This is a genomic window from Streptomyces sp. NBC_00353 (genome assembly GCF_036108815.1).
GTDB lineage: Bacteria > Actinomycetota > Actinomycetes > Streptomycetales > Streptomycetaceae > Streptomyces.
Map to the genome: position 1 here is coordinate 8,159,562 of NZ_CP107985.1, position 16,972 is coordinate 8,176,533.

A 16,972-nucleotide genomic window follows, 5' to 3' on the forward strand; every position below is an offset into this window, starting at 1 on the left:
ATTTCATAGTGTTTCGGTGGTCATTGCGTTAGGGAAACGCCCGGTTACATTCCGAACCCGGAAGCTAAGCCTTTCAGCGCCGATGGTACTGCAGGGGGGACCCTGTGGGAGAGTAGGACGCCGCCGAACAATTATTCCGGGAAAGCCCCGTGCCCTTGTGGCACGGGGCTTTTCTGCGTTTACGGGCCGGCCGCTACCCCCGTGCATCTGCCGGCAGTGGCTGCGGGTAGGGTCAGGGGGCATCATTGGCACGTTCTTTCACAGGAGGCCCCCGGGTGGAGGTCCAGGAGACTCGGGTTCAGACGGACCGGGTCCTCACCATCCCCAACATCCTCAGCATGGCTCGCCTTGTCGGGGTACCGCTCTTCCTGTGGCTGATTCTTCGCCCCGAGTTCGGCGGACCCAAGAGCGATGGCTGGGCGCTGCTGGTACTGATGTTCAGCGGGATCAGTGACTACCTCGACGGTAAGCTCGCCCGCCGGTGGAACCAGATCAGTAGCCTCGGGCGCCTCCTGGATCCGGCTGCCGACCGGCTGTACATCCTTTCGACCCTTGTCGGACTGACTTGGCGTGAGATCCTTCCGCTCTGGCTCACCGCGGCGCTCCTGGCACGCGAGCTGATGCTTCTCGTCATGGTTGGAATCCTCAGGCGGCACGGCTATCCGCCGCCCCAGGTGAACTTCCTGGGGAAGGCGGCTACGTTCAACCTGATGTACGCCTTCCCCTTGTTGCTGCTCAGTGACGCAAGTGGTTGGCTTGGATCGCTGGCCGCCATTTTCGGATGGGCGTTCGCAGGATGGGGTACAACGCTCTATTGGTGGGCAGGAATCCTCTACGTGGTTCAGGTCCGCCGGCTCGTCAAGGCGGATGCAGAAGCCGATTGAGCTCGTTGATGCGGTGCCGCGCAGTGTGGCCGGTCCGCGGTGAAGTCTCAGGTGTTGCCCTGACGGGTGAAGTCGGCTAGACCGTCGTCTCTTCAAGGAGGACGTTTCCGACATGAAGGCCGTTGTGATGGCTGGTGGTGAAGGCACCCGCCTTCGCCCCATGACCTCGAGCATGCCCAAGCCTCTCCTGCCTGTCGCCAATCGGCCGATCATGGAGCATGTGCTGCGGCTGCTCAAGCGGCATGGGCTCAATGAGACCGTCGTGACCGTCCAGTTTCTCGCCTCTCTCGTCAAGAACTACTTCGGAGACGGCGAAGAGCTCGGGATGGAGCTCACTTATGCCAACGAGGAGAAACCTCTCGGTACCGCGGGGAGCGTGAAGAACGCCGAAGAGGCGTTGAAGGACGACACCTTCCTCGTCATTTCCGGTGATGCGCTCACCGACTTCGACCTCACCGATCTCATCGCCTTCCACAAGGAAAAGGGCGGGCTCGTCACGGTGTGTCTGACCCGGGTTCCGAATCCCCTGGAATTCGGAATCACGATTGTCGACGAGGGTGGCCAGGTCGAGCGTTTCCTGGAGAAGCCCACCTGGGGTCAGGTCTTCTCGGACACGGTCAACACGGGCATCTACGTGATGGAGCCCGAGGTATTCGACTATGTCGAGGCCGATGTCTCGGTGGACTGGTCCGGTGATGTCTTCCCTCAGCTCATGAAGGAAGGCAAGCCGATCTACGGCTATGTCGCCGAGGGCTACTGGGAGGACGTGGGCACGCACGAGAGCTATGTGAAGGCCCAGGCCGATGTCCTTGAGCGCAAGGTCGACGTCGAGATCGACGGCTTCGAGATCTCGCCCGGTGTATGGGTCGCGGAAGGCGCCGAGGTGCATCCCGACGCAGTGCTGCGGGGGCCCGTGTACATCGGGGACTACGCAAAGATCGAGGCCGGAGCCGAGCTTCGTGAGCACACGGTCGTCGGTTCGAACGTCGTCGTCAAGACGGGTGCGTTCCTGCACCGGGCAGTGATTCACGACAACGTCTACATCGGTCAGCACTGCAATCTGCGCGGATGTGTGGTCGGCAAGAACACCGACATCATGCGGGCGGCCCGCATCGAGGACGGTGCGGTCATCGGGGACGAGTGCCTGGTCGGTGAGGAATCGATCATTCAGGGCAATGTCCGGGTCTACCCCTTCAAGACCATCGAGGCCGGCGCCTTTGTCAATACATCGGTGATCTGGGAGTCGCGCGGGCAGGCTCATCTCTTCGGCGCCCGCGGTGTCTCGGGAATCCTGAACGTGGAGATCACACCGGAACTCGCTGTGCGGCTGGCCGGTGCGTACGCCACCACCCTCAAGAAGGGTTCGACCGTCACCACCGCCCGCGACCACTCCCGTGGCGCCCGCGCGCTGAAGCGAGCGGTCATCTCGGCGTTGCAGGCCAGTGCCATCGACGTACGGGACCTGGAGAACGTGCCGCTGCCGGTCGCGCGTCAGCAGACCGCCCGGGGCAGCGCCGGTGGGATCATGATCCGTACCTCGCCCGGAGTGCCCGACTCGGTGGACATCATGTTCTTCGACGAGCGGGGAGCAGACCTGTCCCAGGCGCGCCAGCGCAAGCTGGACCGGGTCTACGCACGTCAGGAGTACCGGCGGGCCTTCCCGGGCGAGATCGGCGATCTGCACTTCCCGTCCAGCGTCTTCGACTCCTACACCGGATCGCTGCTGCGCAATGTGGACACCACCGGGATCGCCGCCGCAGGGCTCAAGGTTGTCGTGGACGCATCCAACGGCAGTGCCGGGCTCGTCCTGCCCAGTCTGCTCGGGCGGCTCGGCGTGGACGCGCTGACGATCAACCCCGGTCTCGACGAATCACGGCCCACCGAGTCCGCCGACACCCGGAGGTCCGGGCTGGTGCGGCTCGGGGAGATCGTCTCCTCGGCGCGGGCGGCGTTCGGCGTGCGTTTCGACCCGGTCGGCGAGCGGCTCTCCCTGGTCGACGAGCGCGGCCGGATCGTGGAGGACGACCGGGCACTGCTGGTGCTGCTCGACCTGGTGGCCGCCGAGCGGCGCAGCGGACGCGTGGCCCTGCCGGTGACGACGACGCGAGTCGCCGAACAGGTGGCGGCGTACCACGGCACACAGGTGGAGTGGACGACGACGTCGCCCGACGATCTGACGCGCGTGGGGCGGCAGGAAGGCACCATCTTCGGTGGAGACGGGCGCGGCGGCTTCATCGTTCCCGAATTCAGCAGCGTCTTCGACGGCTCGGCCGCCTTCGTACGGCTCATCGGGCTCGTCGCGAGGACGCAGCTCACGCTCAGCCAGATCGACGCCCGCATCCCCCGTGCGCATGTCCTGCGCCGCGATCTGGCCACGCCGTGGGCCGTCAAGGGGCTGGTCATGCGTCGTGTGGTGGAGGCCGCCGGCGACCGGGACGTCGACACCACCGACGGTGTGCGGGTCGTGGAGGCGGACGGTCGTTGGGTGATGGTGCTTCCGGACCCGGCCGAGGCCGTCACCCATTTGTGGGCGGAGGGCCCCGACGACGCATCGGCGCAGGCGCTGCTCGACGAATGGTCGACGGTCGTGGACAGCGCAGGTCACTGACGTTTTCCTGAGTGCGCCGGGAGGTGTTGTGCCGCGCCTCCCGGCGCATCGGTGGGGCCATTCGGCGGTAGCTGCTGCGGCGTGCGACGATGTGCGGCATGTCGCAGCAGCCCCCCGATCGGAGTACGGCCTCACCCTCCGCGCGCCCCGACGCGTCCATGTCGCTGCTGACCAATGTGATGGACCACAGCCTGGACGACGGTTACGCCGAGGCCACCGCGCGCCGCAAGGCCGACGGGAGCGCGGGCATGCCCCGCACGCTGAAGGCGAAGCTGGCCCTTGCGGCGGGTCTTGTGCTGGCTGCTCTGGTGGTCACGCTCGGCGCCGCGGAGGCACGCGTCTCGGCGCCCGTCCTTGCCAAGGAGCGCGAGGAGCTCATCGACCGTATCGATGCGGAGACATCGGCGGCCGACAGTCTCGAGTCCCAGGTGGACAAGTTGCGTGGCGACGTGAGCGAGCGTCAACGTAAAGCGTTGGAAAAGCATGGAGGGGACCAGGGCGAGCTGGTGGCGCTGCTCTCCGGGGCGACCGCGGTGCAGGGGCCCGGTGTGAAGCTCGTCGTCGACGACGCGAAGGACACCGATCAGGGCGGTGGCGGACCGCGCGAGACCAGCGGATTCGCCGATACGGGGCGGGTGCGCGACCGGGACCTGCAGCGGGTCGTCAACGGCCTGTGGCAGTCCGGGGCGGAAGCGATCGCCATCAACGGCCAGCGGCTGACAGCCCTGTCGGCCATCCGTGCCGCGGGCGACGCCATACTGGTCGACAACAGACCGCTCGTGCCGCCGTACACGGTGCTTGCGGTGGGGGACGGGAAGCGGCTCAGTACCGCGTTCCAGGACAGTGCCGACGGCCAGTATCTGCAGGCGCTGAAGGACACGTTCTCCATCAGGACCAGCATCTCCGTCCAGGAGCAGGTGCGCCTCCCGGCCGCTCCGAGCCTGATCGTACGAACAGCAGAGCCGAAGGCCGCAGACACCGGCAGTGGTGCGGCAGACACAGGGAAGGGCACATCGTGATCGCCGTACTGGGCCTCGTCGTGGGAGTCGTGGTCGGACTGTTGGTCCGGCCCGAGGTGCCGGCGGTGGTCGAGCCCTATCTTCCGATCGCTGTCGTGGCTGCGCTGGACGCGGTCTTCGGCGGTCTGCGGGCCATGCTCGACGGCATCTTCGTCGACAAGGTCTTCGTGGTGTCGTTCCTCTCGAACGTCGTCGTGGCCGCCCTGATCGTGTTCCTGGGCGACAAGCTGGGTGTGGGGGCCCAGCTCTCCACCGGTGTGGTGGTCGTGCTCGGCATCCGGATCTTCTCCAACGCCGCGGCGATCCGTCGCCACGTCTTCCGGGCCTGAAGCCGATGAGCGACGAAGAATTTCCCCGTGACACCGAGCGCACCGGCGAGCCGCCGGCGGGCGCCCCCGAGGAGCTCACCGGGCGCCGGCGGCTGATCGCCGCGGTGTGGCCGCCCCGGGTGACCCGGGCTCAACTCATCGTGGCGCTGCTGCTGTTCGTCCTCGGCCTGGGGCTGGCGATCCAGGTGCGGTCGAACAGCGACAACAGCGCACTGCGCGGCGCGCGCCAGGAGGACCTGGTTCGCATTCTCGATGAACTAGACGACCGTACGCAGCGTCTTGAAGACGAGAAGCAGCGTCTGGACGATCAGCGAACGGAGCTCGAGAACAGCTCGGACCAGGCCGAGGAAGCGCGTAAGCAGACAGTGGAAAAGGAGCGGCAACTCGGTATCCTCGCGGGCACCGTGGCGGCACACGGGCCCGGGATCACGCTGACGATCAACGACCCGGGCGGCGCGGTGGAGCCGGACATGCTGCTCGACGCACTCCAGGAGCTGCGTGCGGCCGGTGCCGAGGCGATCGAGGTCAACGGGGTGAGGGTGGTCGCCAATACGTACTTCTCCGGTGACGGCGGTGACATCAAGGTCGACGACCGGCGCATCTCCGCGCCGTACGTCTTCAAGGTCATCGGCAAGCCGCAGGACCTGGAGCCGGCGCTGAACATCCCCGGCGGCGTCGTGCAGACGCTGGAAAAGGAGCAGGCCACCGTGCATGTGGCACAGGCTGACGACATCGTCGTGGATGCCTTGCGACCGGCGAAGCGGCCTGACTACGCTCGGTCGTCCTCCCAGTGAGGCCGCCGGGTACGGGGGTCGAAGGACACAGGCACGAGGTTGCGGGGGGTCGCCGCATCGTAATGGTGACGCGTGGTGGAAACTGTCGAGTGGCTACGGACGTTGTGAAGATGTCCGGGTCGGCAGGTGTGTTCATTCAGGGTTCGTCCTGCCCCACGGGCGGGTCTATTTCGGTCAAGGGGAATCGCCCGTGAAGTTGTTTGGGAAGTTGTTCGGCAAGAGCGCACGCGATGAAGCTGCCCGCCATCGCGCACCGCGCCATGGCCAGGCCGAGGAGCAGGGCACGGAGCGCCCGCTCTTCCGCGACGAGGTGACGGGTGCGGGCGGTGACATTTCGGGTGGTTCCGGCGCGTCGTCTGTTGACCCTGCCGGTGCGGGCCGCATAGGTTTCGGGGATCCATCGACCTCAAGTACGGGTGGAGGGTCTGCGTCCATGCCGGTCTGTACGAGGTGCGGTCATCGCAACGCCGAGGCCAGTCGTTTCTGCTCCAACTGTGGTGCGCCGCTGAGGGGTGGTGCTCCGTCCGAGCGCCCCTCGGAGACGACCTCGACCATTTCCATCTCCGGTCTCGAGGCGTACGAGGCGGAGGCTACGGGCCAGACGTCCGTGCCGTCCCTCTCTCCCGAGGCACAGGCCGCCGTCGACGCCCTGCCGCTCGGCTCGGCGCTCCTGGTGGTGCGCCGCGGTCCGAACTCCGGCAGCCGCTTCCTGCTGGACAGCGAGCTGACCACGGCCGGCCGCCACCCGCAGAGCGACATCTTCCTCGACGACGTGACGGTCTCGCGCCGGCATGTGGAGTTCCGCCGGAGCCCCGACGGCAGCTTCACGGTCGAGGACGTCGGCAGTCTCAATGGCACGTACGTCAATCGTGAGCGCATCGACTCCGTCGCGCTGTCCAACGGCGACGAGGTGCAGATCGGGAAGTACCGGCTGGTCTTCTACGCAAGCCAGCGGGGCATCTGACCCGTCAGGGAAGGTCCATGCTGAGAACACCGACGGGCGGTGCCGGTCACGGCACCGCCACCGCCGACGACCGTGCGATGAGTATCGGCGCGGTGCTCCTGCAACTGCGGGACGAATTTCCCGAAGTCACCATCTCCAAGATTCGCTTTCTGGAGGCCGAGGGGCTCGTCGAGCCGCAGCGGACGCCTTCCGGATACCGGAAGTTCCGGCCCGACGACGTCGAGCGGCTGGCACAGGTGCTGCGGATGCAGCGGGACCACTACCTCCCACTGAAGGTCATCCGGGAGCACCTGGACGCCCTCGCCCGCGGTGAGCAGGCCTCCCTGCCGTCCGCGGGCGGGCAGCGGGACCTGACCGACGGTTCCTGGGACGCCGAGTCCGGGCGGGCGACCGCGGCGCGGATCGGGCGCGCGGAGCTGCTGGCCGCCGCCGAGGTCACCGAGAGCGAGCTGGAGGAGTGGGAGTCCTACGGCCTTGTCGCTCCGACGGCGGAAGGCGGCTACGACGCCGAGACGGTGACCGTGGCCAAACTTGTGGCGGATCTGGGTCGATTCGGTCTCGAACCGCGTCATCTGCGGGCCATGCGAGGGGCTGCGGAGCGTGAGGCCGGGCTGATCGAGCAGGTGGTCGCTCCCCTGCGCCGGCACCGGAATCCGCAGACCAGAGCGCATGCGGAGGCCACGGCGAAGGAGCTCGCGGAACTGTCCGTACGGCTCCATTCGGCCTTCGTGCAGACCGCTCTGGGGATCCGGCTCCACTGATCACGGGGGAGCCCGACTACCCAAACCTGCCGAGCACGTCCTAGGGTTGCTGTGTGAACGAGCTCGACGTTGTGGGTGTCCGGGTGGAAATGCCCTCCAACCAACCGATCGTGCTCCTGCGTGAAGTGGGAGGCGACCGGTACCTCCCCATTTGGATCGGTCCTGGTGAGGCGACCGCGATCGCCTTCGCCCAGCAGGGCATGGCTCCGGCCAGGCCGCTGACCCATGATCTCTTCAAGGATGTGCTCGAGGCCCTCGGCCAGGAGCTCACCGAGGTCCGCATCACGGACCTCCGGGAAGGGGTCTTCTACGCGGAGCTGGTCTTCGCCGGCGGGGTCGAGGTGAGCGCGCGTCCGTCCGACGCCATAGCGCTCGCGCTGCGCACCGGCACGCCGATCTACGGCAGTGACGGGGTGCTCGACGACGCGGGTATCGCCATCCCGGACGAGCAGGAGGACGAGGTCGAGAAGTTCCGGGAGTTCCTCGACCAGATCTCACCGGAGGACTTCGGTACCAACAGCCAGTGACCGTCCTGCGGAGGTGTCGTCAGCACATCCGGCAAGCCATTCCCGGGAATGGGACACGGGAAACCACCCTCAGGGTGATTATCACCCGGCGTGCCGAGTGTGGCGATCGTTGACGCACCCCGAGTGACTGCCTACCTTCGAGATGGCAGGTCAAGGACGGAGGTCGGCGTGAGAAACAGCGGCGACGGTACGGCAGCGGGTGGGCCGTATCTGCAGCACGGAAGTACAGCCGGCCACCCCATCAGGCAACCGGTTCAACCGGCGGCGATGGCAGGGGACGGCGCGGCTTCGGCCGAGGACATCGGATATCGCGGGCCGACGGCGTGCGCGGCGGCAGGGATCACCTATCGGCAGCTCGACTACTGGGCTCGCACGGGGCTCGTCGAGCCGAGCGTGCGCCCCGCCTACGGATCGGGCACACAGCGCCTCTACAGCTTCAGGGACGTCGTCCTGCTGAAGATCGTGAAGCGCTTCCTGGACACCGGTGTGGCGCTGCAGAACATCCGCACCACGGTCCAGCATCTGCGCGCCCGGGGGTTCCAGGATCTGGAGCGGATGACACTCATGAGCGACGGCGCGACGGTCTACGAGTGCTCCTCGCCCGACGAGGTCGTGGATCTGCTCCAGGGGGGCCAGGGGGTCTTCGGTATCGCCGTCGGCGTGGTGTGGCGGGACGTCGACGCCGCACTGTCGCAGCTGCACGGCGAGCGGGTGGACACGGGTGAGACCTTGGTCGGCAACAACCCCACCGACGAGCTTGCCCGGCGGCGCAACCGCGCTGTCTGACCGCGTGCCGATCCGGGGTGCGGCGATTGTCAGTGCCGTAGGGCAGCATCGACTGATGTGAGAGCCGCGCCCACCATCCTCCATCTCGACATGGATGCCTTCTACGCCTCTGCGGAGCAGGCGGCGAAGCCCAGCCTGCGCGGCAAGCCGGTCGTGGTGGGCGGCCTGGGGCCGCGCGGGGTCGTCGCCACCGCGTCGTACGAGGCCCGGCGGTTCGGGGTGCACTCGGCGATGCCGACGGCCCAGGCCCGGCGCCTGGCACCCAACGCCGCCTACCTGGTGCCACGCTTCCTGCTGTACCGGACGGTGAGCGACCAGGTGATGGAGCTGCTCGGGCGGCTCTCACCCCTGGTGGAGCCGCTCAGCCTGGACGAGGCCTTTGTCGATCTGGAGGCCGGCGGCGTGGCCGACGACTCGGCCTCGGCGCGGGCCGTCGGTGAACAGTTGCGTGACGCCATCAGAGCCGTCACCGGCCTCACCGGCTCGGTGGGCCTCGCGGGCTCGAAGATGCTGGCCAAGATTGCCTCGGAGGAGGCCAAGCCGAACGGGCTGCTGCTCATCGAGCCGGGCACCGAGCGAGAGCTGCTCGCGCCCATGTCCGTGCGGATCCTGCCCGGCGTCGGACCGGCCACCGGGGATCACCTGCGACGCGCCGGGATGACCACGGTCGACGACCTGGCCGAGGCGGGTGAGGCGGAGCTCGTACGGCTGCTCGGCAAGGCCCACGGCGTCTCACTGCACCGCATGGCCCTCGGGTACGACAACCGGCCCGTCGTCGCGGAGCGCGACGCGAAGTCGGTCTCGGTCGAGGACACCTTCGACATGGACCTGCACGACCGGGTCCGGGTCAGGACGGAGGTCGACCGGCTGGCCGACCGGTGTGTCCAGCGGCTGCGGGCCGCGGAGCGGTCGGGACGGACCGTGGTGCTGAAGGTCCGCAGGTACGACTTCTCGACGCTCACGCGGTCCGAGACACTGCGGGGGCCCACGGACGACCCCGCGGTGGTCAGAGAGGCGGCTGCGCGGCTCCTGGAGGCCGTGGACACCACCGGAGGCGTACGGCTCCTCGGAGTGGGCGTCACGGGGCTCGCCGACTACACCCAGGAAGATCTCTTCGCGCAGGCGGCCGGTGAGCGGGCCGCGCCCGACGACCCGGCCGCCGAGGACCTGGGCCCCGGCGAGCACGGGGACGAGTCGGCGGCCGGTGCACCGGAGCAGGAGACCCCCGAGCAGCTCGCGGCCCGGCGGTGGCCCGCCGGGCACGACGTACGCCATGACACCTATGGCCACGGGTGGGTGCAGGGCAGCGGGGTGGGCCGGGTGACGGTGCGGTTCGAGGAACCCGAGTCGCCGCCCGGCCGGGTGCGCACGTTCCGTATCGACGATCCGAATCTGCGGCCCGCGGACCCGCTGCCACTGGTGCGCGACCCCGTGGACTACTCGTCCTGGCCGGCCAGCCTGCCGAAGTCGCGGTCCGGTCCCGGCTCCTCGGGCGGCGAGTCCAGACCGTAGTGCCGGTAGAGCTGAAGCTCCTGTTCCGGCGAGAGATGGCGGCCCACGCCGAAGTCGGGTGCGTCCTTGATCAGCGCGCGGTCGAAGGGGATTCGGAGCGAATCGTCGACGAATTCGCTGGGCTCCAACGGGACGAAGGCGTCCCTGCTGAACAGTCCGGTACGTACGGCGGCCCACTCGGGGACACCGGTCGCGTCGTCGAGATACACCTCGTCGACGGTGCCTATCTTGGTGCCCTTGCGGTCGAACGCCTTGCGGCCGATCAGGCTCCGCGGATCGATGTCGGTCTGCACGGTCCCTCCCATTGGTCGCGGCTACTCCACAGGCACTACGAAAGTGCAGATCCGGGGCTTCGGCCACTCGAGACTTCCGAGACGAAGCCCGCTGGTAGGCTGGCTATGGCTGCTGACCCCGTGCGGGAGAGTCCTCCGGAGCAAATCCGGCAGGCGCCGAAGGAGCAAATCCTCCCCGGAATCTCTCAGGCCCCCGTACCGCACGGACGAGGTCACTCTGGAAAGCAGGGCGGGTTTCGTGGCGGCTGACGCCGGGACGGAGCCCTTCCTCACCGACGGTGAAAGTCGGTACGCCGCAGGGCGGACCGGTGAAGCTCTCAGGTTGAGATGACAGAGGGGGAGGCCGTCCGGGTACCCGCGCCGCGGTGCCCCTCGCAGGTCGTGACAGACCAGGAGGCCTCCACCATGACCCCCCGTCGCACTCCGCTCTCCCAGCTGGAGCAGGGCATCCCCTTCGAACAGCGCCACATCGGACCCGATGCCGAGGCGCAGGCGAAGATGCTCGCCCAGGTCGGTTACGGCTCGCTCGACGATCTGACCGCGGCCGCAGTGCCTGATGTGATCAAGAGCGCGGAGGCGCTGCAGCTGCCGACCGCCCGCACCGAGGCCGAGGTCCTGGCCGAGCTGCGCTCCCTCGCCGACCGCAACCAGGTCCTCGCCCCGATGATCGGGCTCGGCTACTACGGCACCTTCACCCCGCCGGTGATCCTTCGCAACGTCATGGAGAACCCCGCCTGGTACACGGCCTACACGCCGTACCAGCCGGAGATCTCGCAGGGCCGGCTCGAGGCCCTCCTCAACTTCCAGACGATGGTCGCCGAGCTGACGGGGCTGCCCACCTCCGGCGCCTCGCTGCTCGACGAGGGCACTGCGGCCGCCGAGGCCATGGCGCTCGCACGGCGCGTCGGCAAGGTCAAGAACGGCGTCTTCCTGGTCGACGCGGACACCCTGCCGCAGACCATCGCCGTGATAGAGACCCGCGCCGAGCCGACCGGTGTCGAGGTGGTCGTCGCCGACCTCAGCGAGGGCATCCCCGCCGACATCGCCGAGCGCGGTGTCTTCGGCGTGCTGCTGCAGTACCCGGGGGCCTCCGGCGCCGTCCGGGACATCAAGCCCGTCATCGAGCAGGCCCATGAGCTCGGCTCCGTCGTCACCGTCGCCGCCGACCTGCTGGCCCTGACCCTCCTCACCTCGCCCGGCGACCTCGGCGCGGACATCGCCGTCGGCACCACGCAGCGCTTCGGTGTGCCGATGGGCTTCGGCGGACCGCACGCGGGCTTCATGGCCGTGCGCGAGAAGTTCGCCCGCAGCCTGCCCGGCCGCCTCGTCGGCGTCTCCGTCGACGCGGACGGCAACAAGGCGTACCGCCTCGCCCTGCAGACCCGTGAGCAGCACATCCGCCGGGAGAAGGCCACCAGCAACATCTGTACCGCTCAGGTGCTGCTCGCCGTCATGGCGGGGATGTACGCCGTCTACCACGGCCCCGACGGACTGCGGACGATCGCGCGGCGCACGCACCGCTACGCCGCGATCCTGGCCGAGGGCCTGCGGGCTGCCTCCATCGACGTCGAGACCGACTCCTACTTCGACACGCTCACCGTGCGCGTCCCGGGCAGGGCCGCCGAGGTCGTCGCCGACGCCCGTGAGCGCGGCGTCAACCTGCGGTTCGTCGACGCCGACCTGGTCTCCCTCGCCTGCGACGAGACCACCACCCGCAAGCAGATCGCCGCCGTGTGGGCCGCCTTCGGCACCGACGGCGACATCGAGGCGCTGGACGGCGTGGCCGTCGACGCGCTGCCCGAGTCCCTGCTGCGCACCGCCGACTTCCTCACCCACCCGGTCTTCCACCAGCACCGCTCCGAGACCGCGATGCTCCGCTACCTGCGCAAGCTCGCCGACCGCGACTACGCGCTGGACCGCGGCATGATTCCGCTCGGCTCCTGCACCATGAAGCTGAACGCGACCGCCGAGATGGAGTCGATCACCTGGCCCGAGTTCGGTGCGCTCCACCCGTTCGCGCCGGCCGAGCAGGCGGAGGGCTTCCTCACGCTCATCCGTGAGCTGGAGGAGCGGCTCGCCGAGGTCACCGGATACGACGCTGTCTCCCTTCAGCCGAACGCCGGCTCGCAGGGCGAGTTCGCGGGTCTGCTGGCCGTGCGCGCATACCACCGGGCCAACGGCGACGACCAGCGGACCGTCTGCCTCATCCCGTCCTCCGCGCACGGCACCAACGCCGCGAGCGCCGTGATGGCGGGCATGAAGGTCGTCGTGGTGAAGACTGCCGACGACGGTGAGGTCGACATCGAGGACCTCCGCGCCAAGATCCAGCAGTACCGCGACGAGCTGGCCGTGCTCATGATCACGTACCCGTCGACGCACGGTGTGTTCGAGGAGCACGTCGCCGACATCTGCGCCGAGGTGCACGACGCGGGCGGTCAGGTGTACGTGGACGGCGCCAACCTCAACGCGCTCGTCGGCCTCGCCAAGCCGGGCCGGTTCGGCGGCGACGTCTCGCACCTGAACCTGCACAAGACCTTCTGCATCCCGCACGGCGGTGGCGGCCCGGGTGTCGGCCCGGTCGGCGTCCGCGCGCACCTCGCGCCGTACCTGCCGAACCACCCGCTGCAGCCCGCCGCGGGTCCCGAGACCGGTGTCGGACCGATCTCGGCCGCTCCGTGGGGCTCGGCCGGCATTCTGCCGATCTCGTGGGCGTACGTACGTCTGATGGGCGGCGAGGGCCTGAAGCGTGCGACGCAGGTCGCCGTGCTCGCCGCCAACTACATCGCCAAGCGTCTGGAACCGCACTACCCGATCCTGTACACCGGCCCGGCCGGACTGGTCGCGCACGAGTGCATCGTGGATCTGCGGCCGATCTCCAAGGAGACGGGTGTCAGCGTCGACGACATCGCCAAGCGGCTGGTCGACTACGGCTTCCACGCGCCGACCATGTCGTTCCCGGTGGCCGGGACGCTGATGATCGAGCCGACCGAGAGCGAGGACCTCGCCGAGCTCGACCGGTTCTGCGACACGATGATCGCCATTCGCCACGAGGTCGAGAAGGTCGGCTCCGGCGAGTGGAGCGCGGACGACAACCCGCTCACCAACGCCCCGCACACGGCCGCCATGCTCGGCGGGGAGTGGAAGCACGGCTACAGCCGCGAGGAGGCCGTCTTCCCGGCCGGAGTCTCGGCCGCCGACAAGTACTGGCCGCCGGTGCGCCGGATCGACGGTGCGTTCGGTGACCGTAACCTCGTCTGCTCCTGCCCGCCGCTGGACGAGTACGACAACTGACCCACCCGTCGGGTGTGACGCGGACATGCGTCGGGGCCGGTTCGGAGATCCTCTCCGGGCCGGCCCCCGTTCGTACGGGCCGCGGTCAGGCGGCCTTCATCACCTGGCCGGTTTCCAGCGGCCGGTGCGGGGCGATGATCTGCCCGTCCGGGAGCAGCTCACCGGTGTCCTCGAAGAGCAGGACGCCGTTGCACAGCAGGCTCCAACCCTGTTCCGGGTGGTGAGCCATCAGACGGGCGGCCTCCCGGTCGGCTGAGTCGGCGGTCGGGCAGGGTGGCTGGTGCTGGCACATGGGTGGGTTCTTTCGCTGCGTTGTGGTGAGTGTCCTGCGGCTTGATGAGGTGTTCATGGCCGCCCCCCGTATCAATCGGTCCGGTCCCAGTGTTGCCCCACGGGCGTCAATCCGCAGGGATTTCGCGGCAGCACTTCTCCTACTCCCATGACGCATCACCCGGCCGGACGGTTCAACACAACTGCACTGTCCCTTCGGGTGGTTCGGGCTGGCCTGACCGGACTAGTCCGGATGGCCTCCGGGTGCGTCCGAGCAGTAGTGTGCCCCGCCACCGGAAACGGTGACGGGGCAATGTACTGCGGGCCGGAGGCGGGCTGTGGTCAGGCCGGTGAACCGAGCAGGGGACCGGGGCCAGGGGTGATACGCAGCGTCATCACGGGGAGCAGATCGGCGACCCGGTGCGGGCGGTGTGCCGCGATACCCGGTGGGGCGGGAGCCAGCGGTACCAGAAGGTCGGTAGGGGCGAGGGCCCCGCCGGACGCGTCGGCCTCGATGTCCTCGTGCAGCCACAGTGTCAGCATGTAGAGCTCGGGGATGGAGAGCAGGCGCGGCTGATAGCGCGGTGTCAGCGTCTCAGCCTGGCGCAGGGCGAGTTCGGTCGAGGCGATGTACGGACCCTCGAAGAAGTGCGAGAAGGTCCAGCCGTCCGGGGTGAGCATGGTGTCCGCCGCGGCGACGGCGCGCTCCGAACTGCGGATAAGGAAGCGCCACGCGGCCAGGCTGGTGCGTGGTGCGAGCCCGCTCGGGCCGATCCGGTCCAGCACATGGACGGGGAGCGGGAGTTCGGGGCTCAGCGGTCCCTGGACGGACCGGAGAGCCGGGGTGCGGGCCTCGCGGACTGCGGTGGGTGAACCGAGTGCCGCGAGGACGCTGCGCAGGGCGGGCGCGGGAGCCGGAGGTACGTGCAGCGGCATAGTGGGTCGCCTCTCACTTCGGAGACACGGTGATGCGTGGGCGGGGGCAGACGGCGCTGTCGGCGTGCGGGGCCAGAGGAGGCCGGTGACTGGGCCGGTGCGTCAACTCTCTGCCTCGTCCGCGGAGTTTATACGACAGGTGTTCACACGGTGTTTCCGCTAGCCGCCTCAGGCATTGCCGGCAAGGCGGTATCCGGACTTTATTATGCGGAGAACCTGCTGATTCGGTGTGTGTGGCGCAGCTGCTGCCTGGTGTTTTTTCCCGGCCGCGGTCGGCCGAAACACGTCGACGATTTCACCACCGCCGCACGGTGGGAACTGCGCAGTGCTTCATGCCGTCGGAATGTGCCTCCGGCGGCCGCACTCAGATTAGTGGGTCCGCGCTGTCCGTGGGGGCGTTATCGATCACCTGCCCTGGGCATTATCGACCGTGACGCGAGCGGCCTGGGCCGCGGGCTGCCCACTCGAGGAGGGACGCTTCGATGGGGGAGAAGGTCGTGGCGGGCGCCTTTGACCTGTCCGATCGGCAGAGGTACCGGAGGAAGCTCCACCTGTGCCTGGAGGGGCTGGAGAGGCTCCTGGCGGAGCGGAGGTTCGACCGCCCGCGCAACCTCATGGGTATGGAGATCGAGCTGAATCTGGCAGGTGCTGACGGCCTGCCGAGGATGATGAATGCGCAGGTGCTGGAGCGGATCGCGAGCCGTGATTTCCAGACCGAACTAGGGATGTTCAATTTGGAAGTGAACATAGTCCCGCACCGCCTGGACGGACGCGTATTCGATCAACTGGCCGAGGAGCTCAGGACCGGCCTCGGATATGCCCACCGGAAGGCGGGAGAGGTCGCCGCCGGCATCATGATGATCGGAATACTGCCGACCCTTGATCATCGGGACCTGGTCTCGGCGAACCTCTCGGACGGAGACCGCTACGCGCTGCTGAACGATCAAATGGTGGCGGCACGCGGCGAGGATTTCGCGCTCGATATCGAAGGCGTCGAACGATTGGTCTGTACCTCCACCTCGATTACGCCCGAAGCGGCCTGTACCTCGGTCCAGCTGCATCTGCAGGTGACCCCGGCACGGTTCGCGGACGTGTGGAACGCGGCACAGGCCGTCGCCGCCGTTCAGATCGCCCTGGGCGCCAACTCGCCCTTCCTGTTCGGCAGGGAGCTGTGGCGGGAGTCCCGCCCGCCGCTCTTCCAGCAGGCCACCGACACCAGGCCGCCCGAACTGCAGAACCAGGGAGTGCGCCCGCGGACCTGGTTCGGCGAGCGGTGGATCAGTTCCGCGTACGAGCTCTTCGAGGAGAATCTGCGCTACTTCCCGCCGCTGCTGCCGATCTGTGACGAGGAGGACCCGCTGCAGGTCCTCGACGAGGGCGGGGTGCCGGCGCTCCAGGAACTCGTGCTGCACAACGGTACGGTCTACCGCTGGAACCGGCCGGTGTACGGGCTGGCCGACGGCGTACCCCATCTCCGCGTCGAGAACCGCGTCCTGCCCGCCGGGCCCACCGTGACCGATGTGATAGCCAACGCCGCGCTGTACTACGGCCTGGTGCGGGCGCTCGCCGAGGAGTCCCGCCCGGTGTGGACCAGGCTGCCGTTCGCCGCCGCGGCCGAGAACTTCGAAACCGCCTGCCGCCGGGGCATCGACGCCGAGCTGATCTGGCCCCGGCCGGGCCGGTCGGGCGGGCTGACCCGGGTGCCGGCCGTCAAGCTCGTACGGGACGAACTGCTGCCGCTCGCCGCGGCGGGGCTCGATGCCTGGAACATCGAGCCCGCGGACCGCGACCACTACCTCGGGGTCATCGAAGAGCGCTGCAAGCGGCGGGTGAACGGGGCTTCCTGGCAGGCGGACACGTACCACCGGGGGCTGGACGCCGGGCTCGCACGGGACGCGGCGCTCAGGGCGACGACGCGCCGGTATGCCGAGCTGATGCACAGTGGCGAGCCGGTGCACACCTGGCCGGTCGGCTTCCCGGACAGCCCTTAGACCGGCG

General features: G+C 68.4%; 15 protein-coding genes, 1 rRNA gene and 1 riboswitch. Of the genes, 13 read left to right on the forward strand and 3 right to left on the reverse strand.

The features are described from left to right. Positions 1-12 precede the first annotated feature (12 nt). From rrf to OHA88_RS36810, 11 genes are all read left to right on the forward strand, one after another. Positions 13-129 (forward strand): 5S ribosomal RNA (gene rrf, locus OHA88_RS36760). 146 nt (positions 130-275) lie between these two features. Next, on the forward strand, positions 276-884 hold the full coding sequence (locus tag OHA88_RS36765; RefSeq protein WP_267006285.1) for a CDP-alcohol phosphatidyltransferase family protein: 609 nt from the start codon (positions 276-278) through the stop codon (positions 882-884). A gap of 112 nt (positions 885-996) precedes the next feature. Beyond that, complete coding sequence (locus OHA88_RS36770; RefSeq protein ID WP_030979522.1) at positions 997-3,492, forward strand: mannose-1-phosphate guanyltransferase; 2,496 nt, start codon at positions 997-999, stop codon at positions 3,490-3,492. A gap of 98 nt (positions 3,493-3,590) precedes the next feature. Beyond that, a complete protein-coding gene (locus OHA88_RS36775; RefSeq protein ID WP_267006287.1) occupies positions 3,591-4,511 on the forward strand; it encodes a DUF881 domain-containing protein in 921 nt (306 codons plus the stop codon). Further along, on the forward strand, positions 4,508-4,840 hold the full coding sequence (locus OHA88_RS36780; RefSeq protein ID WP_003970459.1) for a small basic family protein: 333 nt from the start codon (positions 4,508-4,510) through the stop codon (positions 4,838-4,840). Before OHA88_RS36775 ends, OHA88_RS36780 begins: the two co-directional genes overlap by 4 nt. 5 nt (positions 4,841-4,845) lie before the next feature. Next, the gene (locus OHA88_RS36785) at positions 4,846-5,634 is read left to right on the forward strand and encodes a DUF881 domain-containing protein (RefSeq protein ID WP_326602423.1); all 789 of its coding nucleotides are present in this window, start codon (positions 4,846-4,848) and stop codon (positions 5,632-5,634) included. A 190-nt stretch (positions 5,635-5,824) separates the two neighbouring features. Continuing rightward, complete coding sequence (locus OHA88_RS36790; RefSeq protein WP_328628674.1) at positions 5,825-6,598, forward strand: FHA domain-containing protein; 774 nt, start codon at positions 5,825-5,827, stop codon at positions 6,596-6,598. A gap of 17 nt (positions 6,599-6,615) precedes the next feature. Beyond that, complete coding sequence (gene ftsR / locus OHA88_RS36795) at positions 6,616-7,359, forward strand: transcriptional regulator FtsR (protein WP_328628675.1); 744 nt, start codon at positions 6,616-6,618, stop codon at positions 7,357-7,359. Between the two features lie 53 nt (positions 7,360-7,412). Next, positions 7,413-7,886, forward strand: a complete 474-nt coding sequence (locus OHA88_RS36800; RefSeq protein WP_030921587.1) for a bifunctional nuclease family protein — start codon at positions 7,413-7,415, stop codon at positions 7,884-7,886. Between the two features lie 168 nt (positions 7,887-8,054). After that, positions 8,055-8,672, forward strand: coding sequence for a MerR family transcriptional regulator (locus tag OHA88_RS36805; RefSeq protein ID WP_328628676.1), 618 nt, complete (start codon positions 8,055-8,057; stop codon positions 8,670-8,672). Positions 8,673-8,729: 57 nt separating this feature from the next. Next, on the forward strand, positions 8,730-10,184 hold the full coding sequence (locus OHA88_RS36810; RefSeq protein ID WP_326814101.1) for a DNA polymerase IV: 1,455 nt from the start codon (positions 8,730-8,732) through the stop codon (positions 10,182-10,184). On the opposite strand, the gene OHA88_RS36815 is transcribed toward OHA88_RS36810, so the two are convergent. After that, the gene (locus OHA88_RS36815; RefSeq protein ID WP_328628677.1) at positions 10,109-10,489 is read right to left on the reverse strand and encodes a PRC-barrel domain-containing protein; all 381 of its coding nucleotides are present in this window, start codon (positions 10,487-10,489) and stop codon (positions 10,109-10,111) included. The two genes, OHA88_RS36810 and OHA88_RS36815, sit on opposite strands and share 76 nt — an antisense overlap. A 101-nt stretch (positions 10,490-10,590) precedes the next feature. Then, positions 10,591-10,688, forward strand: a riboswitch (glycine riboswitch). 194 nt (positions 10,689-10,882) lie between these two features. Here OHA88_RS36815 and gcvP point away from each other — a divergent pair. Then, positions 10,883-13,768, forward strand: a complete 2,886-nt coding sequence (gene gcvP, locus OHA88_RS36820; RefSeq protein WP_328628678.1) for an aminomethyl-transferring glycine dehydrogenase — start codon at positions 10,883-10,885, stop codon at positions 13,766-13,768. An 85-nt stretch (positions 13,769-13,853) separates the two neighbouring features. Here gcvP and OHA88_RS36825 read toward each other — a convergent pair whose 3' ends face one another. Then, entirely contained in the window at positions 13,854-14,060 is a 207-nt protein-coding gene (locus OHA88_RS36825; RefSeq protein WP_326602416.1) for a DUF5999 family protein, read from the reverse strand. A 320-nt stretch (positions 14,061-14,380) separates the two neighbouring features. Further along, complete coding sequence (locus OHA88_RS36830) at positions 14,381-14,974, reverse strand: hypothetical protein (RefSeq protein WP_267006296.1); 594 nt, start codon at positions 14,972-14,974, stop codon at positions 14,381-14,383. Positions 14,975-15,456: 482 nt separating this feature from the next. Between OHA88_RS36830 and OHA88_RS36835 the strand changes: the two genes are divergently transcribed. Then, entirely contained in the window at positions 15,457-16,965 is a 1,509-nt protein-coding gene (locus tag OHA88_RS36835) for a glutamate-cysteine ligase family protein (RefSeq protein ID WP_328628679.1), read from the forward strand. Positions 16,966-16,972: the final 7 nt, after the last annotated feature.